Origin of the sequence: Prevotella sp. PTAC, from assembly GCF_013166535.1 — a bacterium.
Classification (GTDB): domain Bacteria; phylum Bacteroidota; class Bacteroidia; order Bacteroidales; family Bacteroidaceae; genus Prevotella.
Genome location: NZ_JABKKK010000012.1, coordinates 117308 through 139481, shown reverse-complemented (window position 1 = coordinate 139481; position 22174 = coordinate 117308). Strand labels below are relative to the sequence as shown.

Genomic DNA, 22174 nt, shown 5'->3' with positions numbered 1-22174 from the left:
AGCGTATTTTTGCAAATTATAATAATTCGGATAGTCAGACTATGTCTTGCATATTACATATAGAGACGAGCACGGACGTGTGTTCCGTGGCCGTCAGCAACGATGGCGAGTGTATTTTTAACAGGGAAGATCACGACGGCCCGAACCACGGAGTGAAACTCGGCGTGTTTGTGGACGAGGCTCTTTCGTTCTGCGATGAGGCGGGAACAGGTATCGACGCCGTGGCGGTAAGTTGCGGCCCGGGGTCGTATACAGGCCTGCGTATCGGAGTGTCGATGGCAAAGGGCGTATGCTACGGCCGTGACATCCCGTTGATTGCCGTGCCCACGCTTGAACTGATGTGCGTACCCGTGCTGTTGGGGCATGATGATATTGAGGACGATGCGCTTGTATGTCCGATGATAGATGCCCGCAGGATGGAAGTGTATGCCGGGATATACGACCGTGCGCTGACCGCTGTACGCCCAGTGGGAGCCGACATCGTGACTGCCGATACATACAAAGGGCTGCTCGACGGGCGACCCGTATATTTCTTCGGTGGCGGCGCATGCAAGTGCATGGAGACGATAGCTCACCCGAACGCCCGGTTGATAGAGGGCGTCAAGCCGTTGGCCAAGTGGATGTTTCCGCTTGCGGAGAAGCGCATGGCGGAGGGCAAGACGGAAGATACGGCGTATTTTGTGCCGTTCTATCTGAAAGACTTCGTGGCCAAGGAAAGTAAAAAGCTGATTTAACGTATTTATGGAAATAAAAGGATTAGACTACAACACGCAGCGCGAACCGCTGATGATGCCGGAATATGGCCGTGAGATACAGAAGATGGTAGACTATGCCGTGTCGCTGGCCGACAGGGCGGAGCGCCAGGCCTGTGCCGAGGCCATCGTGAGAATGATGGCCACCAAGGTGCCGCAACTGCGTGAAAACGCCGACTACGAGCGCACTTTGTGGGACCATCTGTATCTTATAAGCCGCAGGGAACTTGATATAGAGTGGCCGTATGACGTGAAGGCGGCCGAGAAGATACTCGACAAGCCCTCGCCGATGCAGATACCCGGCAAGGGCGACAGGGTGAGGCTGCGCCACTACGGGCATCTGCTTGAAGAAATGTTCGATAAGTTGAAGGCCATGCCGGAGGGCGACGAGCGCGACGAGCTGACACGGATGGTGGCCAACCAGATGAAGCGCGACCTGACAACATGGGGGCACGGTTCTATGGACGACGAGAAGGTGGCTTCCGACCTGGCCCGCTTCACTGACGGTAAGATACAGCTTGACCTCAATACATTCAGGTTTGACAAGATAAGCACAGGCGGCTCGGGCGATAACCAGAGAAGAAAGAAACGCAAGTGACACATATATATAATTAAGGTATGTCGGCATTCATCATCGAAGGCGGTCATCCGCTAAGCGGAACGATAACACCGCAGGGAGCCAAAAACGAGGCTCTTCAAGTGATATGCGCATCGCTGCTCACGGCCGGGGAAGTGAGGATAAGCAATATTCCGGATATTCTCGACATCAAAAACCTCATACTTCTGCTCAAAGATATAGGAGTGAAGGTGGAGAGGCTGACGACGAATGACTATTCGTTCAAGGCCGACGAACTGAATCTCGGCTATATGGAAAGCGACGGGTTTGTCAGAAAATGCGCTTCGTTGCGCGGCTCCGTGCTGATGATAGGCCCGTTGCTCGCCCGTTTCGGCAAGGCCGTAATCACAAAACCGGGCGGCGACAAGATAGGGCGCAGGCGTCTCGACACGCACTTTCTCGGTTTTGAACGTCTCGGGGCTAAGTTCCGTCACGTTGAGGAAAGGGGGGTATACGAGATAGGAACAGACCGGCTGAAAGGCTGTTACATGCTGCTCGACGAAGCTTCGGTGACAGGAACGGCCAACATCATAATGGCGGCGGTGCTTGCCGAGGGTACCACGACGATATACAACGCTGCATGCGAACCGTATATACAGCAGTTGTGCCACATGCTCAACAATATGGGCGCATGTATAAGCGGTATAGCTTCGAACATGCTTACAATCGTGGGAGTGGATAGGCTGCACGGCACTACGCACAGGATATTGCCCGACATGATCGAGGTAGGCTCGTTTATCGGCATGGCGGCAATGGTGGGCGACGGTATCCGCATAAAGGATGTGTCTCCCGGAAACCTCGGCATCATACCGGAGGCGTTCCGCCGTCTCGGTGTTAAAATAGAGCACGACGGCGAAGACCTAATAATACCTAAACAGGATCATTATCAGATAGACTCGTTTATCGACGGGACAATAATGACTCTAGCCGACGCACCTTGGCCGGGACTGACTCCCGACCTGCTGTCGGTGCTCATAGTGGTGGCCACACAGGCACAAGGCAGTGTGCTGTTTCATCAGAAAATGTTCGAGAGCAGGCTCTTCTTCGTAGACAAACTTATAGATATGGGGGCGCAGGTGATCCTCTGCGACCCGCACAGGGCCGTGGTCGTGGGGCACGACCGTAAGATAACACTGCGCGCGGGACGCATGTCCAGTCCGGACATACGTGCCGGAATAGCTCTGCTCATAGCGGCCATGAGTGCCCATGGGACGAGCCGTATAGACAATATAGAGCAGATAGACCGCGGCTATGAGAATATAGAAGCGCGGCTCAACGGCCTTGGCGCAAGGATAATAAGGGAGCAACCCATGTGAGATATATTCATAACCGAGGGTAGAATAATAGTATGATAAGGGAAGACGATGTTTATAAGATAGGACGGTTGGGCAAGCCGCACGGTGTGAAGGGCGAGATAACGTTTATGTTCGATGATGATATCTTCGACCGCACGGACTGCGACTACCTCATACTCTCGATAGACGGAATACTCGTTCCGTTTTTTATTGATGAGTACCGGTTTCGAAGCAATGAGACCGCACTCGTGAAATTTGAGGATGTAGACACGCAGGAGCGCGCCTCGGAACTGACAAATACCGACGTCTTTTTTCCCCGAAGCATATCCGATGAAGGCGGTGACAACCTCTCATGGGCGGCGATAGTGGGTTTCGACGTGTTAGACTCGCGCAGCGGAAAGTCTGTGGGCAGGATCGTTTCGGTCGATGACACCACGGTAAACACGCTCTTCGAGCTTGAAGACGGGCAGCTCATTCCGGCGCAAGACGAGCTTATCGACAGCGTGGACACGGATAGGAGAGTGATAGCCATGAACCTGCCGGACGGACTTCTCGATATTGATGGCGTCGGATAGGGATTCTGACCCCGGCTCCGGTGACAGGCCGGTGCTGCGTGTTCTATGTATAAGCATCCCTGCATTATAAAAGAAAAAGGAAATGAAGAAAAAACAAATAGCGATACTCGGCTCAACCGGTTCGATAGGAACGCAGGCTCTTCGGGTGATAGAGGAGCACTCCGAACTGTATGAGGTGTATTGTATCACGGCGAACAACAAGGTGGAGGAGCTTGCGGCACAGGCGAGGAAGTTCAAGCCTGCCGCCGTTGTCATAGCCAATGAACAGCGTTATGACAGGTTGAAAGCGCTGTTGGCCGACGAGCCGGACATAAAGATTTATGCCGGTGCGAAAGCTCTTGACGAGATAGTGGAGGCCGGACCGATAGATATGGTGCTTACCGCGATGGTAGGGTTTGCCGGTCTTTCGCCTACGATACATGCCATAAAGGCCCGCAAGACGATATGTCTGGCGAATAAGGAGACGCTTGTGGTGGCAGGACAGCTTATCTGCGAACTGGCGGCGCAATACCGCACGCCGATACTTCCGGTAGACAGTGAGCACTCGGCGATATTCCAATGCCTTGCCGGCGAGGGAGACAATAAGGTCGAGAAAATACTCCTCACGGCATCGGGAGGTCCGTTCCGTAATTTCACCATGGAGCAATTGGCAGCCGTGACTAAGGCAGACGCACTGCGTCACCCCACCTGGGACATGGGGGCCAAGATAACGATAGACAGTGCCACGATGATGAACAAGGGTTTTGAGGTTATCGAGGCCAAATGGCTTTTCGGTGTGGATGCCGACAAGATAGAGGTGCTTGTACACCCGCAGTCTATCGTTCACAGTGCGGTCCAGTTCTGCGACGGAGCCGTAAAGGCACAGCTCGGCGTGCCTGATATGCGTATGCCAATACAATATGCTTTCTCTTATCCTGACCGTCTGCGTCTTACATCGGAACGGTTAGACCTTTTCAGCCATCCGTTGGAGTTCTTCAAGCCCGACACGGAGAAGTTCCGCTGTCTTGGCCTGGCGTTCGAAGCGATAAGGAAAGGCGGCAATATGCCTTGCATTGTCAATGCCGCCAACGAGATAGTGAACCGCGGCTTTCTTGAAGATCGTTGCGGATTCTTGCAGATGAGCGATGTTATAGAGAAGACAATGAGCCGTGTGGCGTTCGACTCAAACCCTACTTACGATACCTATGTGGCAACAGACGAGGAGGCGAGGCGTGTGGCTGCCGGGTTGATAGACAGCCGCGGCTGAATGGAGGGATGTAACCTTGCAGTCCATAAACGATAATCAAATCACAATACATAATTCATAAATGGAAATATTCTTAATACGTGCGTTGCAGTTCATGCTCGCAATATCTATTTTGGTACTGCTCCATGAGGGCGGTCACTTTTTCTTTGCGAAACTTTTCGGTATCAGGGTAGAGAAATTCTACCTGTTTTTCGACCCTTGGTTCCACCTGTTCCAGTTCAAGCCAAAGAACAGCGACACCACATACGGCATGGGCTGGCTGCCTCTGGGCGGCTATTGCAAGATATCCGGTATGATAGACGAGAGTTTTGATACCGAGCAAATGAAGCAGCCGGTACAACCGTGGGAGTTTCGCTCGAAGCCCGCCTGGCAGCGGTTGCTTGTCATGATAGGCGGCGTTCTGGTCAATTTTCTGCTTGCGCTGTTTATCTATGCTATGATACTTTTCGTGTGGGGAGACACCTATATTCCCGCCAAGGACATGACATACGGCATGAAATTCAACACCGAGGCAAAGGCGCTCGGTTTCCGTGACGGCGATATTCTCATAGGAACGGACAAGGGCGATTTCAAGGATTTCAGCGCAGACATGCTCCGTGGCATATCCGAAGCACACCGTGTAGACCTTATTCGCGGCGGAAAGCCGGTGAGCATAAGTCTGCCGGGCGATATAAATCTGCTCGGTATGCTCAAAACAGTGCCCCCGTTCGTGCGTCCTCTCACGCCGGCGGTGCTCGACAGCGTCGTGCCGGGCACGGCGGCGGAGAAAGCCGGGATGCGGAAAGGCGACAGGATAATAGCGTTCAACGGCAAGGCGATAGATAGTTACAATACGTTTATCGACGAAATGGGTAAGCTTGGTGATGTCATGGCCGTTGCCACGACGAGTGCCGACAGTATGAAGGCACGCACGGCTACGATTGTCACGTTGCGGCAAGGAGTTGCCGACACGGCTGTAGTGATGCTTTCGCCCGACCTCAAACTCGGCATTACCGCAAAAACGTATGCCGCACTTTATAAGCCGGTGACACGCCGGTACGGTTTCTTCGAGAGCATCCCGGCCGGAGTTAAGTATGGTTTTCATGTGTTGTCGACATACGTGGACGACATGAAATATGTGTTTACGGCCGACGGAGCCAAGTCTATAGGCGGATTCGGGGCTATCGGAAGTCTCTTCCCGCCGACATGGGACTGGTATATGTTCTGGAAGATGACGGCATTTCTCAGTATCATCCTCGCTTTCATGAACATACTGCCCATTCCGGCTCTCGACGGAGGACACGTACTGTTCCTCCTTTACGAGATTATCACACGCCGCAAACCGGGCGAGACGTTTATGATAAGAGCCGAATACATCGGTTTCGGCATACTCATCCTGCTGATGGTGGTGGCAAATCTTAACGATATACTCCGCTGGCTCGGATATATGTAACGGTTGGACGTGAAAGAGCGGAAAATAAAAGAGTATAGCGAAACTTAAACAATATATTATGATACAGTCAATGACGGGCTACGGCAAGGCGGTTGTGGCCTATGGAGAGAAGAAAATCAATGTAGAGATAAAGTCACTCAACAGCAAGGCTCTCGACCTTTCTACCCGTATAGCCCCGCTATACAGGGAGAAAGAGATGGAGATACGTCAGATGTTGTCGGGTGCGTTGGAGCGTGGCAAGGTGGATTTTTGCATCTGGATAGAGAAAGAAGCCGGTACGGACGCCACGCCGATAAACGGTGCTCTTGTGGAGAATTACTATCGTCAGATATGTTCCATTTCAGATAAAGCCGGCATACCCATGCCTAATGACTGGTTTGCCACGCTGTTGCGCATGCCCGATGTCATGGTACGCACCGAGCAGGAAGAGCTCAGTGACGGGGAATGGAGCGCGGCTTGCAGTGCCATTTCCGCCGCTATAGACAAGATAACGGCGTTCCGCAACCAGGAGGGCGCGGCTCTTCAACGCAAGTTTAACGAGAAGCTCGACAACATATCGGCACTTCTCGCCTCGATAGAGCCTTACGAGAAAGCCCGTGTGGAAAAGATACGTACCCGTATCGTAGACGGCCTCAGCTCTATTCCCAACGTGGAATACGATAAGAACCGTCTTGAGCAGGAACTGATATACTACATAGAGAAACTTGACATCAGTGAGGAAAAACAGCGTCTTGCCAACCATCTTAAATACTTCCGTGAGACAATGGAGGAAGGGCACGGACAGGGAAAGAAGCTCGGTTTCATAGCCCAGGAAATGGGACGTGAGATCAATACCACCGGTTCGAAGAGCAACCTGGCGGAGATGCAGAATATCGTAGTGATGATGAAAGACGAGTTGGAGCAGATAAAAGAGCAGGTTCTGAATGCGTTGTAAAGGTAAGGTGATAATATTTTCCGCTCCGAGCGGAACGGGAAAGAGTACAATTATAAGGTGGCTCATGGAGCACGAGGAGCTTCGCATGGCTTTCTCTACGTCGTGCACGAGCCGCAGTCCGCGCCCGGGAGAGACTCATGGAAAGGACTATTTTTTTGTGACTCCCGATGAGTTCAGGGCAAAGATAGGGGCCGGCGAGTTTCTGGAGTACGAGGAAGTATATGCCGGACGATATTACGGCACGTTGAAATCGCAGGTTGAGAAACAACTGGAAGAAGGCCAGAACGTGGTGCTTGATGTCGATGTTAAGGGCGGTTGCGCAATAAAAGAATACTATGCCGAGCGTGCATTGAGCATATTCGTGCGTCCGCCGTCGGTTGATGAGTTGCGTCGGCGGCTCGAGACCCGTGGCACAGAGACACCCGAGGTCATCGACAGCCGCATTGCCCGTGCCGAGTTTGAGCTTGGTTTCGCGCCGAGGTTCGATCGTATCGTGGTTAATGACAATCTCGATGCGGCCTGCCGTGAGGCATTCATGATTATAAAGGATTTCATTTCGTGATACCGTAGCGTCATGGGCATTATCTCGACAGGAATATTCGGCGGTTCGTTCAATCCGATACACAACGGGCACATAGCCATTGCCGGACGGCTGTTGGAATCCGCCGGCCTTGACGATATATGGTTCGTGGTATCTCCGCAGAACCCTTTCAAGCGAGGCATGCGGTTGCTCGACGACCCGTTACGGCTTGACATAGCCCGCATGGCAGTCGCGGAGGAACTTGGTATGGAGGTATGCGACTACGAGTTCCGTTTGCCGCGCCCGTCGTATATGTGGAATACTTTGAGCCGTATGTCGGCAGATATGCCTGACCGGCGTTTCACCTTGCTTATAGGCGCGGATAATTGGCTGCGTTTCGGTGAGTGGCACGAGCACGAGAGAATACTCGACAGGTATCCCGTCGTGATATATCCGCGTCGCGGCAGTGTGGTCGACCGCTCGTCGCTGCCTCATGGAGTGACGCTTGCGGATGTCCCGTTGCTCGATGTCAGCAGCACGGATATACGGGAGCGTATAGTCCGTGGCGAGCCGATAGACGGCATGGTGCCCGACGTGGTGAAAGACAAGATAATAGAATGTTATGAGAAATATGGCGAAGGCATGTCGTGAGGCGGCGGGATTGTTGCTCGCCCCGATAACCGGCAATGCCTCTTTTTTTGTTTTTATGTACGTCCTCGGGTGGCTGTGTGTCATCTTTACGGAGTCGCCAGACGGTATTCCGCCCTCTTATAGGTATGCGCCGTTGGAGCTTTTTGTGGACTTGTATGCGCTCTGTGCGTTGCTTTGCCTTGTTCCCCGCCGTATGCGCTGTGTGCCGAGAGTGTTGCTCGCAGTGGCGTTTTATGCCGTTTCAATAGCCGATGTATACTGTTTCGAGCGTTTCAATACCCCGCTTTCGCCCACAATGCTGTTGCTTGTCGGCGAGACGAACTATGACGAGGCGTCACAGTTTTTCAGTTCATACGTCGGATGGGAAGTGTTGGCATCGCATGTAGGTTGGCTTCTGGCTCTTGCGTTCCTGCATCTGGGTGCCGGCATTGTCGGTATTGTCATGCGCCGTGCGCGTCATCTGCCACGTGTAAACGAGGAGATAGCCGCCAGATGCTCGTGTCTTTACCGTTTTCCGTCGGCAATAGCAGTCTCTGCGTTGCTGATATGGGGCATTGCCGCCACGTTGCCCAATAAGTCGGCCTTGTTTAAACTTTTCTCCGCCGGCGATCTCGGAAAGGTGGAGCGCGCTTTTCTCGACGAAAATAAGGCGGAGCTTTATCTCCCTGTGTATCGTCTTGCGTTCAGCGTCTATGCCAATCGTCTTGCGTCCGGTCAGCTTGTGAAACTTACGGAGAGCGTCGGCAGCTCCCGGGTAGACAGCTGTTCGTTCCGATCTCCCGATATAGTGCTTGTGATAGGAGAGAGCCATAACCGGCACCACTCCCAGCTCTATGGCTACGAAAAGGCTGTAAGCCCGCGACAGAAAGCGAGAGCCGACGAGGGGCGGCTCGTTGTTTTCAGCGATGTGGTAAGCCCGTGGAACCTCACGAGCTTTGTGTTCAAGAACATGTTTTCGTTGCAGGTCATAGGCGATGCCGCCGGGTGGAGCGACTATCCGCTTTTCCCGGAAGTATTCCGTGCGGCCGGTTACGGCGTTACGTTCGTCACAAACCAGTTTGTGGCAGATGCCGCCGAGTCTATATGCAATTTCAGCGGAGGCTTTTTCATGACCGATCGGGAATTGAGTTCCAGACTCTTTGATGTGCGAAACAGCAACATACATGAGTTTGACGAGGGGTTGCTCGCCGAGTACGACACTTTGCGGCGCCCGTCGGCAAAAGGAAATCTCACCATATTCCACCTCAAAGGGCAGCATGCCGAGTACAGGCGCAAATATCCGCGCGACCGCAAGGTGTTCAAACCCACAGACTACAAGCACCGCAATGTAAACAACCATGCGCGCTGGGTGTTGGCCGACTACGACAACGCCACGCTATATAACGACTCAATACTTGACGCCGTGATAAAGCGGTTTGAAAACCGTGAGGCCGTTGTCGTATATCTGTCCGACCATGGCGAGAGCTGTTTCGGGTTCGACAGGGACAAGTTCGGACGCACGCATTCGGACCGTCCGTCTTACGAGACGGCCTACGAAGAGTACGAAGTGCCGTTCTGGATATGGTGCTCTGAAAAGTATGAGGCCGCTCATCCTGACGTTATGTCGGAGATAAGGGAGGCTGCGGACAAACCGTTTATGACCGACCGGCTCCCTCATCTGCTGATTTATCTCGGCGGAATATCATGTCCTTCATACCGGCCAGATTGCAATCCGTTGAGTGCGGAGTATAATGCCGGCAATCCGAGAATACTTAAAAACACCACCGATTACGATAAACTGAGAAATGATTATGGAAAATAACACATGGCTCAGCCGGGCGGAATGCTCGGCGTTGAGGGGCATTGCCATACTGGCGATAATGCTGCACAACTTCTGCCACTGGCTTGCCATACCGGCAAAAGAGAACGAATATCTATATCGTGTGTCCAATAACGAGGGACTTATCCAAATACTCACCGATCCCGATGCTTTGCTGCCGGTGCATCTGTTTTCGTATTTCGGCCATTACGGCGTGCCGGTATTCCTTTTTCTCAGCGGCTACGGCCTTGTGATGAAGTACGACCATGTGCCCGATTTGCCGGTATTCCGCTTCGTGCGTTACCATTATCTCAAGCTGCTCACGATGCTTTTCGTCGGTTTCGCCGCTTTCACGCTCGTGGATGTTGCCACTCCTCGGCCGTTCCATTACACGGCGGGTGACATTGTCGCCCAGTTGCTGATGTACATAAACCTGCTGCCTTGGCCGTCGCGCAGTATATGGCCTGGACCTTACTGGTTTTTCGGGCTGATGATACAGCTTTACATCGTATATCGGCTTATGATCTATCGGCGCGGCCCTGCGGTCGTTGTAGGCCTTGTGATAGTCTGTTGGCTGTTGCAGGCCGTGTGCGGACCGGAGGACGAGGCGCTGCGTCGTCTGCGTTATAACTGTATAGGCGGCATGCTGCCGTTCTGTGCCGGTGTGTTGCTCGGCCGTTCCCGCAATGCGGTTGTAGTCTCTTCCTTGTGTCGTTGGCAGTGGGCTTTGCTCTGTGCTGCAACCGTGGGTGTGCTTCTTCTGATGTGCTTTAACTTCCATACGTGGCTTTGGGCGCCGCTGACAGCCGTGGCTGCCACGGTGTTTTTCGTCAAGGCGCTGCCTGCCGGTGTGCTGCCGCCCTTGCTTTGGGTGGGCGGTGTGTCGGCGGCCATGTTTGTCACGCACCCCATAGCCCGCAAGATTTTCATCCCCGTGTCTATCCGCGGCGATGTGTATGCGGGACTGTTGCTTTATGTTATAGGTGCCGTGGCCCTGGCATGGCTGTTTGCTAAGGTTATCGGTAAAATCCCGAAGCCGAGACTTTGAAGTCCAAATAAATATCATCCCGATTAGGACAACCTTCCGGGATGATTGACATGTTCTTTCATCTGCGTGTTTATGCGTTATCGGAATATGGAATGACGCGGATCTCACACATGCTTCTCTTTTCCAGTCCACTTCCTTACTCTTCGTGTCAGCGCCTTTGCGACTACCCCGAAGTTTCCGTGCAGTAAGTTCCGTGCAAGTTCCTCGATTGAGTATTGGATTTTTATCCACGGGTGTCCCCATGCGTTGCGCTTGTAGAGCCGTTCCTTGTATTCCACGTCCTCGATGACGTAGCGCGGGTGGCGCAGCGGAAAGTCTGTCTCGTGGCGGCGCATGGTGAATATGCGGCGCAGGCGACGGGGCATGGTGTCGAACGATGCCGAGTAGTGCGTAGAGTCAACGGTCAGTCCCACGTTGTTAATCATGTTCTTCGTGGGCATGACGGCCAGACCCGAGTTGAACAGCATCGTGGCCCAGAAGATAGTCTCGAAGTATTCCTTGCCCGTTTCCGAGTGGTCGCGGAACATGTCAATCATGTCGGGCCTGTACTTGCGCTGCCTTGCCAGTGCGCCAAGCTGCTTCATGGCGTATCGGTCTTTGATGAATGAGTATTCGTTGTCCCATTTTTCGGCCACACGCCGCCACGAGGCCCAGCCCCAGACGGAGAAGACAGAGGTGAAAAAGTAGTCGTAGGGTGTGTCGGGGGTCGTCTCGTCGGTGTTGAACCCCGCAATCATCGTTATCCGCTCATCGTGCTCGTAGCGGTCGAGCATCTCTTTGCAGAACGGGAAAAACGATTGCGACGGCACCACGTCGTCTTCAAGCACGATGCACTTGTCTGCCAGTGAGAACGCCCAACTGTGGGCGATGAAGCCCGAGGGGTCGCACCCGTAGTTGCGCTCCTGATATTTTCTGTGCACCTCGCACTCCCAGTCTATATCCTCGGCAATGGCTCGGCAGGCGGCAATTCCCTCGCAGTCTCTTTCTCCTCTCGCTCCGTCCTGATATAGGAACAGTCGTGACGGCCGTGCTTTTTTCACCTCGTCGAATACGAGGCGGAACGTGTCGGGGCGCGCGAAGAATATCAGCAGCACGGCGACGTCTGTCTTTGCGGGATGTTTCATTGGCGTAATAATATATGTTGTGTATATAAGACACAATATGTTATTGTTTTAATAATAACAAAATTACGAATTTATTGCCATATAACCAAGTTATATTTACAAGATAGATACAATAATGCTATATATTATTGTTGATGATGAGCGCAGCTCCCTTTTTAACTTCAAATTCACCCTCTATCTTTACTTCGTTATATCCTTTTATCGTTGTATTCCCATTTTCGACAATGACAGCTCCCCTTTCTTTTTCCGATGTGACGTTGCTTCCGATGAAAACGTATGTCGCATTGATATTGTTTGTGTTTGTAAATGTCTGATTTTGGATATATAAGACTTCGTTTGCAGCCTTTGGAAAGACATTACGTGTATGTCCGGTAGAATGTGTTATTGAAATGTTTGTAACTTCTTTATTGTGGTTATGGTGTACTTTAATGTAGTTATTCTTCCATGGTGGCTGTGTGCCTTTTTTTATTTGCGATTTTACTTGCGGGCAGATTAAGCACGCCATAATGGCGAGTATTGTTGATAATTTCTTTTTTTTCATGGCCATAATGTTTTTGTTCGTTATCTGTTTAATACCATTTTCCTCGTGTTTACAAGTCTGTCATCCACGATCAGGCTATACATGTATATGCCGGATTGCAACTCGTTTGCGTTTAGTTTTATTGTGGCTTCTCCACGTTCGCCTATCGTTATCTGTCTTATCTGTTTTCCGTTAAGGTCGTAAATGCAAAGTTTGGCATTCTTGACGGAAACGGGAATGAATGTTTTTATGTCTGTCGTATAATCAAATGGATTTGGAGCGTTTTGTCCAAGAGATGCGACAGGACTGTCGTCTGTGTTTTTTATCCCGGTGACAGATTGTCCTCCGTGTGTGTTGTATGCGTGTTTTAGTTCGTCTATTTCTGTTTTCAGTTCTTTTATCGACTGTATAAGTAATGGTATCAATTCCGTGTAATTAATGCCTTTTGTCCCATTCTCATATTCATATACAAGTTCGGGATATACGGATTCTATTTCTTCTGCCAATAAGCCATAGTGCATTTTCGTGATACTTTGTGCCTCAATTTTTGCCGGTTTGCGTGTTGTTGTTATAGTGTCGTCTTTTTCTGCCGTTTGCATTGCCGGTGTTGGATTATAGTATGATATCACATTCAGGTTGGAAATCTTTTTTGAAGTACTCTCGTTTCCGTCGCAGTTGCTGATGGCTTTTGCGGCGTTGATGTTATTGGAAGTTGGGGTAATGAGAGTTCCTGTTAAAGAGCCGTTGACCGAAAGATCACCGGTGACACATACATCTCCGTCGAAATATCCGGCAAAAACACCAGGAATCCTGACTCCTGTTATATTTGAGGTAGTGCCGAATACTCCTGCTCCATGTTGTGCACCCCAAAGACAACCGAGTACTCCGTAGTTATATCCTGTCGTGGCGTTTCCCGCCATGCCGCGTAATCCGATGGAGCGTCCGCTGTTAAGAGCGGTTGAATTCTTTGCGATGCCGTCTATCGCTATATTGAATAATCCGGATTTTAAAGGCGTTTCTGTTTGCAAATCGATGTTGTAATTGCTATATACCGTCCCGTTGCCGATTGATAACTTGGCATTTGCGCTTCCTGTGGTTCTTCCTATGCCTACATTACCGTTGCTATACACGTTTAATTGTGATAGAACGGGACAAGAATAGGCTGCAAATGCCACTAATGATAAAATAAAGTGTTTCATAATTATTCGTATGTTTGTATTATTTAGATAGGGCAAATATACGAAAAGACAAACAATTTTTGACGAAAAGAATTACTTTTTTCTGTAATTTGATAGTTCTTTTATAAAGAAGAAAGTGCAGGCACACATCTGATAGATAAGTACCTGTGATAATCTTGTTGTCGTATGTTTTGTTTTTGCTTGTTTTGTTGGTCTCATTTAAAAATCTATCGTAATCTGATTGTAATTGTTTTATATATAAAAATAATTCTATTATCTTTGCCGCGGATAATCAATTATTCCGTATCTGATTGATACACAAATAGCGAATGCTATGATAGAAAGTTGTTGGTAACGATTTGGCGACTTTGGGGTTGCACCAATCTTCTGCATTATACTTTGTCAAACAACTCTGATACAAAAGTAGCCAAATTCCTTGATTGAACAAAGAGTTTGGCTACAATTTAAGTTATATCCCCTTTTATAGTTATAAATAGTCATAATTAGTCGTATTTCAGTCATAATTTTGGATTACGACTTCAAGAACCAAGTTCGACCTTCAGGAACGATTAATCCGTTTTCTTTCATCTCTGAAAGAATGTTGCCCAACATTCGCTCTTGTTGCTCATGTGTCTTATTTTGCGGCAATACTTCTTTCAAATAATCGAATATGGCATCACGCTTTGCTCCTGTAGTACCTGCGTTTTGCAAATACTGCAAAATCATTTGTTGAATTTTAGATTTGTCAAGACCTTTGTTACGTGTATATTCAGGTAATTGGTGTGTCTTCTTTGCTACATCAAGCGAAATACGATACTCGGAACTATCTCCTTCTAACAAGCCTCTTTCCAATAGCGTCACTACATTGTCCTCCGAAATACGATGCCCTTTTTGTACGGCATCCAACAATATACAATCTTCCAAAGTCAAAGTGTCATTTTCCTTTAAGAGTTTGGTATATTTCTCATTGATGGAATTACCATATATTTTTACACCTACCTCCTTGTTCGTTGCATCTATCTCATAATCGGGCATAGGGAAATGACGTCGCCACTGTTCATTGAACATCTTCTTGATTCCTCTACTTACAGTATCAATCATGTTGAAGTTCACCATTGCCCGGCAAAGGCATTCATTTCTGAAATGGCGTTGTGGTCCTTTGGTTGCCAATGCTTTTTGCAAAGTACCAGGAATGAAGCTACCTCCGTTTTCATAATACAGATAGCCCGGATTTTCCACAAAATTGATACGTTGTTGCAGGGTGTAATCTTGATGCGCTATAGCATTGTGAAGTGCCTCGCGAATCGTATAATCATCGTATTGCTTCATCGTATCAGGGAACAATGTTCCTCCGGGTAATTCTCTCATTGTCAGATTTCGGATTTTACCCAGAATCTGATCTACGGTCAAAATGAACGGAACTGTAAAATGTTCGTAATCTACAACCTCTTGATGTTCATCACGTAATGTCCAAGTTACCTCTGCCACAGCAGGGCGAAGTTTAAAAACAGACACAGGCTTACCCAGAAGAATAATAGCAGCACGTGTCAATTTACCATCAATCATGATACCACTATTGCAAAGCAATTCTTCCACAGACCATGCATCAATTTCTTCTGACGGGATTTTAGAAGCATGAACCTTTTTGAACATTACACGCGCCTTGGCAATAGCTAATTCGTCCAAGTCCGCCAATGTAGCATTGGGAACAATCTCGGCAGACCAATCCTTAGCTTCAAATATAGGTTCTTCAAGAATCGCTGCAAGTCTTTCTTGAGTCATTTCTACCAATGAGTCTTCAACACGTTGCCATGCCTTTTTATGGGCATACACAGGACGTCGAGGCAAATGTTTAGGGATATGAATCACCCAAACTGTTTTCTGCGTATCCTCTGTTGTGTATTCATTGATACTCAAACCTTCTGATGAAAGGTTTGTGCAATGTTCTATCAACTTCCAAACAGCAGACTGGGCATTTAGATTGAACTTCGTAAGGTCTGTTCCCACTACCTCTAAAGTCTTGTCTTGCGCACCAATCACAAGATGCCCACCTTCCATATTGGCAATGGCAGACACATAAGAGATGACATCATTCTTTTCGTCTCCGGCAAAGGAGTTTTTCAAATTCTTCATCTCTTTCCATTCACAGCAGGCATTTTCCTGTGGGAACTCGCGAAGTAAATATTGTTGAAGTTCTTTTGAAGTCATAATTCTATTTTAAAAATTCCTTGTACTCAGTTCTTAATTTCTGTCCAATCTCTGCAATTATGAACACTTGGTTGTCTATGGCATCTGCTAACATATGAGAGGCTTTTACTCTTTGCTCATGCAATGCAGCACATAGTTGTTCTGCAAATTCAGACGGTTCAACGGTTGCTATTTTATGCCCAATTTCAGCAACAAGAGTAAGCAGCTTATTTATACATTCCATGGATTCTCTTCCATGATATTTCTTTTCAATGTCAGAAAAATCATAGTACAAGTAAATTGAATTCAACCGGCTTTCTGTTTCTTGAAATAGTTTGTTGGATTTCATACAAGCCACTTGTATCTTTTGCACTGTGATAAGGTTACAATCTTTGTCATACTCTTTTAAAGCAGTTTGAAGCATATAATACATGTCAAGAGTTTCTTGATACCACGACATAGCCTTTTCAACTACTTCCAACTTGCGTTGAAACACCAAAGAGCGCAATTCTCGTTTATGTTTAATTCTTTCTGAGATTGCATTAATGATGGCTTGTATTACTATTGTAACTAATGAACCTATTAAACCAGCTGTAATATATTGTTCCATAATAAGCTATTTTTAATATTGACAGTTAATTTCAATATGTGGATTATCCCAATTAGAATAGTTTTAATTGTTTCTCTTCATCTTCTCTAATTTGTCTCTTACGCTTACCTTCTGGCGTTTCAACAGGTTTATCATTTTCAAAATAATGATTAACCAATAAAACTTCATAGCCAGATATACGCACCTCTCCCTCTGCATTTATTTTTTTATGCGTTATCAAATGACAATTGATAGAGGAACCATTTTTGAATAAAACCTTACCAGTCTGAACCAATGTTTTGAACTCGTTTGACTTCATTGTAAACGAAATCACTTCACCATTGTATATACCTGTCCATTTGTATTTCCCTTTTTTCAATACAGGAGATACAATCTCAATTATAGCATTTTCATCATTATCAGGTTCTATTTCATCAGATGTCATTATATAATTAGGGAAATCCACCTTGTTTATTTCCTTTTGGAAATATGAGTTAGATTTATAACCATCTGTAATAGAAACGGTAACTTTCTCTATTTTATTACAAGCACTTATGGTTTCATAATAATTGGAGCGTTTTTTCTTTACTACATTTTCGTCAATACTACGACTTAACCGCGCTGTTTCTGCTTCTATTTTAGCTATATCATATTTAAGTTCAGCTATTTTTTTCTGTTCCTTAAGTTGTTTTACTTCCTCACTCTCAAACACAGATTGAATCGCCATTCGAGTCAATTCTTCCAAGGTTGTAGTAAGAGGTGTGCCAAGAACATTTGTTATAAGAAAAAGTGCCACACCAACTTTAAGGGCGTTTTTATCATTAGACTTGAATTTAAACCAACTTCGCAAACCGCCTTCACCAAGCGGTTCTGTTTCTATTTCAACATCGACTTTTAGCTTCTGAGAAATTTCTTTGGCAATACCAAGAAATTCGTATTCGCACTTGTTGAATACGATTGCATTCATTGTATGACTATTGTCATTAAACCAATAATGCAGTTCGATTGTGTTTCCCCTTAAAATAGACATATCAGTCATAGTTATTCTAATAATTACTTATCACCTCTTTTGTCGCAGCAATCCTCTTATCTGCATATTCAGCAACACTCTTCAATGTTAATTTCTTTATAGCATTGATAAATGTCTCCATAAAATCAAAGTCTATTCTATTTCCCTTTGTAGGAAGTAGAACATACTTGTTTTTTACCACATTCCAACCACCTAACTTGTTTTTATAGGAATATATAGGCAAGTCTGTAAACTTATTGATGCACATAACCATAAACAGATATTGGTTTTGTGTTACGTGCGTAGATTTGTCTTTCCATCGAATAGCATAAGCATCGGACAGAACGGTAAACTCTTTCGATTGGAAATAAGCTCGATAGACATCGCTATTAGACGGGATACTAATAACATCTTTCAGTATTGTAGCACCATCCTTTGGAGCATAATAATTTAGACCTTGATTCTTGAAACTTGACGTTAAACAAGGTAGGACGAAATTATCAGTAGCTTTTTCCGGAAGTTCCTTAGCTTTATACGGCAATTTAATGGTAGAAATCTTTTCAAATAGTTCTTCCATTTTAAATTCACGCCATTGCACATTTTTCGCTTCAATTACAGCCAATGAATCCTGCTCTTCTTTTGTTAATTCATAATTATTAAACCCTGTAACCTTTAAGTACGCTTCCAGCTCCTTTATACGCTCCGCTTCCAGCTCCGCTATAAAGGAGCTGATAAAATCAAAGTTGATTTCACCATCCACTGTTATTGGAAGTTGTATAGTTTGCTGTTTTAAAATTTCCTCGCTAAAACTTGATTGTCCCCAAGCAAAAGTACTAAATGCTTTAGTTATAGCAGTTGAAAAAAAGAGCGCATTACTTCGATTAAACCGATTGTCCTTTGCTTTTAGCACTTTTATCTTGTCGCCTGTAAAGTAAGGCTGCTTTTGATAAAAAGCAGTTGCTGTATCTTGTCCGAACGAAATAGTATTTTCATCATTAAGATACACAATATCTTCTTCAATGAATCCTCTTTGACCATTATTTTGAGCAGTTCGGACAATATATGGATATTTACCCGAACTTAAAATATGAACCTTATTTGCGTCAAATCGTTTTTGATATGACTGTACAATAAATACGTCTTTTAATTTAAACTCTCCCCACTTAACTTCTAAAAGTTTTTTGTCAAGTGGGGAATCTATTTTCCCAAGCAATCCTCCCCAAATTCTTGTGTCTTAATAAGATTTGATACTTCCCATGAAAGATAATCAGCGATCGTTTTCTTGAAATCTGTTAAAGTAGGTCTTGAATCCATTGGTGTAGATTGATTCCAGTCAGCCCCATTCTTAGGATCTATAGTTCCCTCATAATATTCTTTGTCGGTAAAATAGTGCAACTTATTTTTACCAAAGCGAACAAGGTTTACTATTTCTTCATAACGTTCTTTGGCATTGTCAGTATCTCTCAAGTTGCAACTCGCTTTTTTGCGATTAGAACGAGTATACCCGTCATTAGAGAAATCAATAAACTTCACTATATCGTCTTTCTTGTGTGCTTCATTTACCCTAAATACATATATATGAGTTTGCACACTTGCCTTACCTATAAATAGGTCGATAGGCATTTTGATACTTGCCAATAAGGTATGCTTCTTTAATATGCGTTTGTTATATTCAATCGCATTTCCTGAACCGGCTGAGTTTTGAATAATGATGGCAGCATATCCTCTATTCATCATTCCTAAAGCCTTTTCAACGAAATTCATACCATTACCCGCAGCCGAATAAGGCGGATTAAGTACAAAAGCATTCGCCGGAAAGTTTTCATCTGTTTTGCCAAAGCCATATTTACCATCAAAATCTGTCAATGAATCCTTATTGAGAATGTTGGAACTACCATCTCCCATAAGAATCATGTTAAGAATAGCAAGCATATATACACTTGGTAATAATTCGATGCCGAGAAGTTGTTCGGCCTTAATTTCAGCTTGTTTTTTTGCCAATTCTTCGGGAGAGTTGATACTGTTTTTAGCGTCAATAAGCATCTCATTCATAGCAGCTACCAACAGACCTGCTGAACCTGTGGCAAAATCCCAAACATAAGAATCTTTATCTACACGAGCCAATTTAACCAATAGCGTGGCAACATATGAAGGTGTCAGAACAACATCGTTGAGTTTATCTTGTGAGAATCCAAGCCATCCATACATTTCATTGAATAATTTACCTGTAAAATCGGTAGTTAATCCAATTTTATAATAAATGCCTAAGTCATCCACAATTTTCACAAACACTCGTTTTAACTGACTTTCTCCATTTTCTGCTTTGTTAATATTTTCAGAGGTAAGAGTATTTTGCAATGTGCGAATAATCAAGTCTTTTTTAGCTTGAGGCAACTGTTTCTCTTTAAGAAAAGCTTTGATTTTACGAAGTATAACATCTCCATCTGTATTGCCTTCCTCTTCCAAAGACCTTAGTTCTTCTTTCTCAAGAGGTGCAACTTTACCAGGAATACCCAATGTTGCAATGATAGACGCTGCAACCAAATATACTCGGTCATTTTCACCGAGTCCTTTTTCATGTTGATAAATATCGTTGTTTAATTTGGTCAGGCTTGCCGTAATTTCTTGCTCTCTCTTTTCTTTAAGTTTATCCAATTCTTCTTGGGTTAAACTCAATGCTTCTACTTGTTCAATAAATGAATCAAAATTTTTAGGAGCTAAAAATGAAAAATCAGTAAACTCACCGACTTTCTGCCCTGCGCCTAAATTCTTTTTTGACACATAATAAACTCCTATTTGATGCTGGATTTTTCCAAATTCGTCTTTATATCCAGTCATACCGATTGCTATAATGTCGGTATAACTTGTATGGTGAAGCAATGCGTTGGCATAATGCACAGCACCATTGACAGCATAAGAATTAATATGTTTGAAGTTTGGCTCGTTCTTAGTCGTTTTATTTTCAACTTGATTAGATGAGTCAAGTTTAACCAATTTATCCTTGTAACCTTTGTATTCTATCAAAATAGGATAATAGTTAAGCTTACTATCTTTAAGCAATAATTTGGCATCAGGACGGTTTGCACCATTACCTCCATTTTTAGAAAAGTAGTCATGCAATGCCTTGTCTATCTCTGTATTCAGAGATTCTTGTTCCAATTTATAATCCAACTTATAGGATTTTAACCAACCATTCGCAAGGTCTGCAATGTTAGGCTCTATTGATTGAACTTTCTTCTTAGCCATATTATTATCTTACATTATTTATCAAATATTGAACATCAACCTCCAATAAGGTTGCAATCTTTATTAATGTAGCCAAATCTGGTTGTGCCACATTGGAACACCATTTTGATACGGTTGACGGATTTTTACCTAATTGCTCTGCCAACCATTTGCCTGTTTTCTTCTTTTCTACAAGCACTATTTTAAGACGATTTATATCCTCCATTATAATCAATCTATTGAATCTAACGCAAAGGTATTTATTTTAATGAGAACAAAAGAATATTTGCCAAAGAAAATTTCATTAGCCCTTAATTCTCCAGACTTCGGAGGGAGAAGTTCGCGGAATGAGGCAAGGTTTTCGGATGTAACACGAAACGTTTTGAGTAACTCAAAACATACCTTGCCATGTTCCTGCGAACATTAAGTTTGCAGCGGCTCAATTCATTTGGAGCGGCTGAAAACATACCTTGCTGTGTTCAAAAGAATACAAGCCTATAGTTTCAATTCATGGTTTGTAAACGGAGGGATTGCCATAGCATCGGCAAGCAATATGGCAGTTTGCCAAGTTTGCGGGTAATAAGGCTGTATGGCTCGCAAGCCGACCTGCCGTAAAGCCCGCAGGTCTGCAAGCCGGCATGTAGGTCGGTCTGTTAGAAATACCATATTGCTGATTTTTGTTTCTTTGCGTTACCGCGAAGAAATACTGCACTCGCTATGAAATATCAAAGCAAGCTTTGTATATCTCGCTCGTTTGCTGTTTCTTTGAAGGAGGGATTCTCCCTCTCAAATGCAAAAAACGGATAGCGGAGCAATCCATGCTCTGCCATCCGTCTGAATTTCCTGTTTCCCATCGGTCGGTCATCTCCTCTATGGGTACTTTATGTGTGCGGACTTGAAAGATGCAAGTTTTTTCGGATCAATACTCTCGAAGTATGAGAGGAAGATTGTTCCGAAAACGGCTTGACGCTTGAACTTGCAAATTTCAGATAATGTTCGCAACATATCTTTGTAGCCATATAGGAATGAACGCATGATGGGAATTTACCAAAAGGTATGTATGAATAAAATTCTCAATTATGCCTATACCTGTTTTCATTCATACATTCACGCGTACGCACATTCATAAATACGATATCATTTCTCGGATTGGTCGTGAGTTTGTTTATAACATACTCTCGCATCTTGTATGCCCCCAATGTATCCAACCGAAAAGACAAAGCGACAATAAACGGCGGTGAGTAAACATCGATATTATTGCCATTGGATAGTTTGATACACTTTTGTGCTTCGTATTCGTTTAAGATACCGTTTTTGTATATGGCTTTGATGTTGGCTTTCAAAGTAGGGTATGTGATACCAAACAGCTCTATCAATTCGTTTGTACTCATCAAAATGTTGTCAGAGTTATTAGGAAAATGGATTTTACCGTATTCGTCCATTGTTATGATGTTTCTTTCTTGTTTCATCGTTTC

General features: G+C 45.6%; 21 protein-coding genes. 11 read left to right on the top strand and 10 right to left on the bottom strand.

Annotation, left to right across the window (positions count from 1 at the left end; translation table 11 throughout):
* Positions 1–41 precede the first annotated feature (41 nt).
* The 11 genes from tsaB (at position 42) to HPS53_RS10415 (ending at position 10867) form a co-directional block, all read left to right on the top strand.
* On the top strand, positions 42–734 hold the full coding sequence (gene tsaB / locus HPS53_RS10465) for a tRNA (adenosine(37)-N6)-threonylcarbamoyltransferase complex dimerization subunit type 1 TsaB (protein ID WP_172206089.1): 693 nt from the start codon (positions 42–44) through the stop codon (positions 732–734).
* A 7-nt stretch (positions 735–741) separates the two neighbouring features.
* A complete protein-coding gene (locus HPS53_RS10460; protein ID WP_172206087.1) occupies positions 742–1350 on the top strand; it encodes a DUF4290 domain-containing protein in 609 nt (202 codons plus the stop codon).
* Positions 1351–1370: 20 nt separating this feature from the next.
* Complete coding sequence (murA, locus tag HPS53_RS10455; protein WP_172206085.1) at positions 1371–2684, top strand: UDP-N-acetylglucosamine 1-carboxyvinyltransferase; 1314 nt, start codon at positions 1371–1373, stop codon at positions 2682–2684.
* A gap of 32 nt (positions 2685–2716) precedes the next feature.
* Positions 2717–3238, top strand: a complete 522-nt coding sequence (gene rimM, locus HPS53_RS10450) for a ribosome maturation factor RimM (RefSeq protein ID WP_172206083.1) — start codon at positions 2717–2719, stop codon at positions 3236–3238.
* An 82-nt stretch (positions 3239–3320) separates the two neighbouring features.
* Positions 3321–4484: a 1-deoxy-D-xylulose-5-phosphate reductoisomerase gene (locus HPS53_RS10445; RefSeq protein ID WP_172206081.1), complete on the top strand. Its 1164-nt coding sequence runs from the start codon at positions 3321–3323 to the stop codon at positions 4482–4484.
* 61 nt (positions 4485–4545) lie between these two features.
* Positions 4546–5916 carry an RIP metalloprotease RseP gene (gene rseP, locus HPS53_RS10440; RefSeq protein WP_104368858.1) on the top strand — a complete coding sequence of 457 codons (1371 nt, stop codon included), beginning with the start codon at positions 4546–4548 and terminating at the stop codon, positions 5914–5916.
* Between the two features lie 58 nt (positions 5917–5974).
* Positions 5975–6850, top strand: coding sequence for a YicC/YloC family endoribonuclease (locus HPS53_RS10435; RefSeq protein WP_104368857.1), 876 nt, complete (start codon positions 5975–5977; stop codon positions 6848–6850).
* Positions 6840–7412, top strand: a complete 573-nt coding sequence (gene gmk / locus HPS53_RS10430; protein ID WP_172206079.1) for a guanylate kinase — start codon at positions 6840–6842, stop codon at positions 7410–7412. Before HPS53_RS10435 ends, gmk begins: the two co-directional genes overlap by 11 nt.
* 12 nt (positions 7413–7424) lie before the next feature.
* The gene (gene nadD, locus HPS53_RS10425) at positions 7425–8021 is read left to right on the top strand and encodes a nicotinate (nicotinamide) nucleotide adenylyltransferase (protein WP_172206076.1); all 597 of its coding nucleotides are present in this window, start codon (positions 7425–7427) and stop codon (positions 8019–8021) included.
* A complete protein-coding gene (locus HPS53_RS10420; protein WP_253942880.1) occupies positions 7993–9822 on the top strand; it encodes a phosphoethanolamine transferase in 1830 nt (609 codons plus the stop codon). Before nadD ends, HPS53_RS10420 begins: the two co-directional genes overlap by 29 nt.
* Entirely contained in the window at positions 9812–10867 is a 1056-nt protein-coding gene (locus HPS53_RS10415; RefSeq protein WP_172206074.1) for an acyltransferase, read from the top strand. Before HPS53_RS10420 ends, HPS53_RS10415 begins: the two co-directional genes overlap by 11 nt.
* Positions 10868–10971: 104 nt before the next feature.
* Here HPS53_RS10415 and HPS53_RS10410 read toward each other — a convergent pair whose 3' ends face one another.
* The 10 genes from HPS53_RS10410 to HPS53_RS10365 all read right to left on the bottom strand — a co-directional run bounded on the left by HPS53_RS10410 (position 10972) and on the right by HPS53_RS10365 (position 22168).
* Positions 10972–11991 carry a hemolysin activation protein gene (locus HPS53_RS10410; protein ID WP_172206072.1) on the bottom strand — a complete coding sequence of 340 codons (1020 nt, stop codon included), beginning with the start codon at positions 11989–11991 and terminating at the stop codon, positions 10972–10974.
* A gap of 118 nt (positions 11992–12109) precedes the next feature.
* A complete protein-coding gene (locus HPS53_RS10405) occupies positions 12110–12532 on the bottom strand; it encodes a hypothetical protein (RefSeq protein WP_146078638.1) in 423 nt (140 codons plus the stop codon).
* Positions 12533–12552: 20 nt separating this feature from the next.
* Positions 12553–13710: a T9SS type A sorting domain-containing protein gene (locus HPS53_RS10400; RefSeq protein WP_104368850.1), complete on the bottom strand. Its 1158-nt coding sequence runs from the start codon at positions 13708–13710 to the stop codon at positions 12553–12555.
* Positions 13711–14220: 510 nt separating this feature from the next.
* Positions 14221–15897, bottom strand: a complete 1677-nt coding sequence (locus HPS53_RS10395) for an RNA-binding domain-containing protein (protein ID WP_172206070.1) — start codon at positions 15895–15897, stop codon at positions 14221–14223.
* Between the two features lie 4 nt (positions 15898–15901).
* A complete protein-coding gene (locus HPS53_RS10390; RefSeq protein WP_172206068.1) occupies positions 15902–16486 on the bottom strand; it encodes a hypothetical protein in 585 nt (194 codons plus the stop codon).
* 52 nt (positions 16487–16538) lie between these two features.
* The gene (locus HPS53_RS10385) at positions 16539–17432 is read right to left on the bottom strand and encodes a hypothetical protein (protein ID WP_216651921.1); all 894 of its coding nucleotides are present in this window, start codon (positions 17430–17432) and stop codon (positions 16539–16541) included.
* Between the two features lie 79 nt (positions 17433–17511).
* A complete protein-coding gene (locus tag HPS53_RS10380; RefSeq protein ID WP_216651920.1) occupies positions 17512–18687 on the bottom strand; it encodes a restriction endonuclease subunit S in 1176 nt (391 codons plus the stop codon).
* Positions 18672–20720, bottom strand: coding sequence for an N-6 DNA methylase (locus HPS53_RS10375; protein ID WP_172206065.1), 2049 nt, complete (start codon positions 20718–20720; stop codon positions 18672–18674). Before HPS53_RS10375 ends, HPS53_RS10380 begins: the two co-directional genes overlap by 16 nt.
* A 4-nt stretch (positions 20721–20724) precedes the next feature.
* A complete protein-coding gene (locus HPS53_RS10370) occupies positions 20725–20925 on the bottom strand; it encodes a helix-turn-helix domain-containing protein (RefSeq protein ID WP_172206063.1) in 201 nt (66 codons plus the stop codon).
* Between the two features lie 847 nt (positions 20926–21772).
* A complete protein-coding gene (locus HPS53_RS10365; RefSeq protein WP_172206061.1) occupies positions 21773–22168 on the bottom strand; it encodes a hypothetical protein in 396 nt (131 codons plus the stop codon).
* Between the last annotated feature and the right edge of the window lie 6 nt (positions 22169–22174).

What these genes read in the sequence shown, in the direction of transcription:
- tsaB (WP_172206089.1), top strand. Translation starts at nt 42, where the DNA reads ATGTCTTGCATATTACATATAGAGACGAGCACGGACGTGTGTTCCGTG.
- HPS53_RS10460 (WP_172206087.1), top strand. Translation starts at nt 742, where the DNA reads ATGGAAATAAAAGGATTAGACTACAACACGCAGCGCGAACCGCTGATG.
- murA (WP_172206085.1), top strand. Translation starts at nt 1,371, where the DNA reads ATGTCGGCATTCATCATCGAAGGCGGTCATCCGCTAAGCGGAACGATA.
- rimM (WP_172206083.1), top strand. Translation starts at nt 2,717, where the DNA reads ATGATAAGGGAAGACGATGTTTATAAGATAGGACGGTTGGGCAAGCCG.
- HPS53_RS10445 (WP_172206081.1), top strand. Translation starts at nt 3,321, where the DNA reads ATGAAGAAAAAACAAATAGCGATACTCGGCTCAACCGGTTCGATAGGA.
- rseP (WP_104368858.1), top strand. Translation starts at nt 4,546, where the DNA reads ATGGAAATATTCTTAATACGTGCGTTGCAGTTCATGCTCGCAATATCT.
- HPS53_RS10435 (WP_104368857.1), top strand. Translation starts at nt 5,975, where the DNA reads ATGATACAGTCAATGACGGGCTACGGCAAGGCGGTTGTGGCCTATGGA.
- gmk (WP_172206079.1), top strand. Translation starts at nt 6,840, where the DNA reads ATGCGTTGTAAAGGTAAGGTGATAATATTTTCCGCTCCGAGCGGAACG.
- nadD (WP_172206076.1), top strand. Translation starts at nt 7,425, where the DNA reads ATGGGCATTATCTCGACAGGAATATTCGGCGGTTCGTTCAATCCGATA.
- HPS53_RS10420 (WP_253942880.1), top strand. Translation starts at nt 7,993, where the DNA reads ATGAGAAATATGGCGAAGGCATGTCGTGAGGCGGCGGGATTGTTGCTC.
- HPS53_RS10415 (WP_172206074.1), top strand. Translation starts at nt 9,812, where the DNA reads ATGGAAAATAACACATGGCTCAGCCGGGCGGAATGCTCGGCGTTGAGG.
- HPS53_RS10410 (WP_172206072.1), bottom strand. Translation starts at nt 11,991, where the DNA reads ATGAAACATCCCGCAAAGACAGACGTCGCCGTGCTGCTGATATTCTTC.
- HPS53_RS10405 (WP_146078638.1), bottom strand. Translation starts at nt 12,532, where the DNA reads ATGAAAAAAAAGAAATTATCAACAATACTCGCCATTATGGCGTGCTTA.
- HPS53_RS10400 (WP_104368850.1), bottom strand. Translation starts at nt 13,710, where the DNA reads ATGAAACACTTTATTTTATCATTAGTGGCATTTGCAGCCTATTCTTGT.
- HPS53_RS10395 (WP_172206070.1), bottom strand. Translation starts at nt 15,897, where the DNA reads ATGACTTCAAAAGAACTTCAACAATATTTACTTCGCGAGTTCCCACAG.
- HPS53_RS10390 (WP_172206068.1), bottom strand. Translation starts at nt 16,486, where the DNA reads ATGGAACAATATATTACAGCTGGTTTAATAGGTTCATTAGTTACAATA.
- HPS53_RS10385 (WP_216651921.1), bottom strand. Translation starts at nt 17,432, where the DNA reads ATGAATGCAATCGTATTCAACAAGTGCGAATACGAATTTCTTGGTATT.
- HPS53_RS10375 (WP_172206065.1), bottom strand. Translation starts at nt 20,720, where the DNA reads ATGGCTAAGAAGAAAGTTCAATCAATAGAGCCTAACATTGCAGACCTT.
- HPS53_RS10370 (WP_172206063.1), bottom strand. Translation starts at nt 20,925, where the DNA reads ATGGAGGATATAAATCGTCTTAAAATAGTGCTTGTAGAAAAGAAGAAA.
- HPS53_RS10365 (WP_172206061.1), bottom strand. Translation starts at nt 22,168, where the DNA reads ATGAAACAAGAAAGAAACATCATAACAATGGACGAATACGGTAAAATC.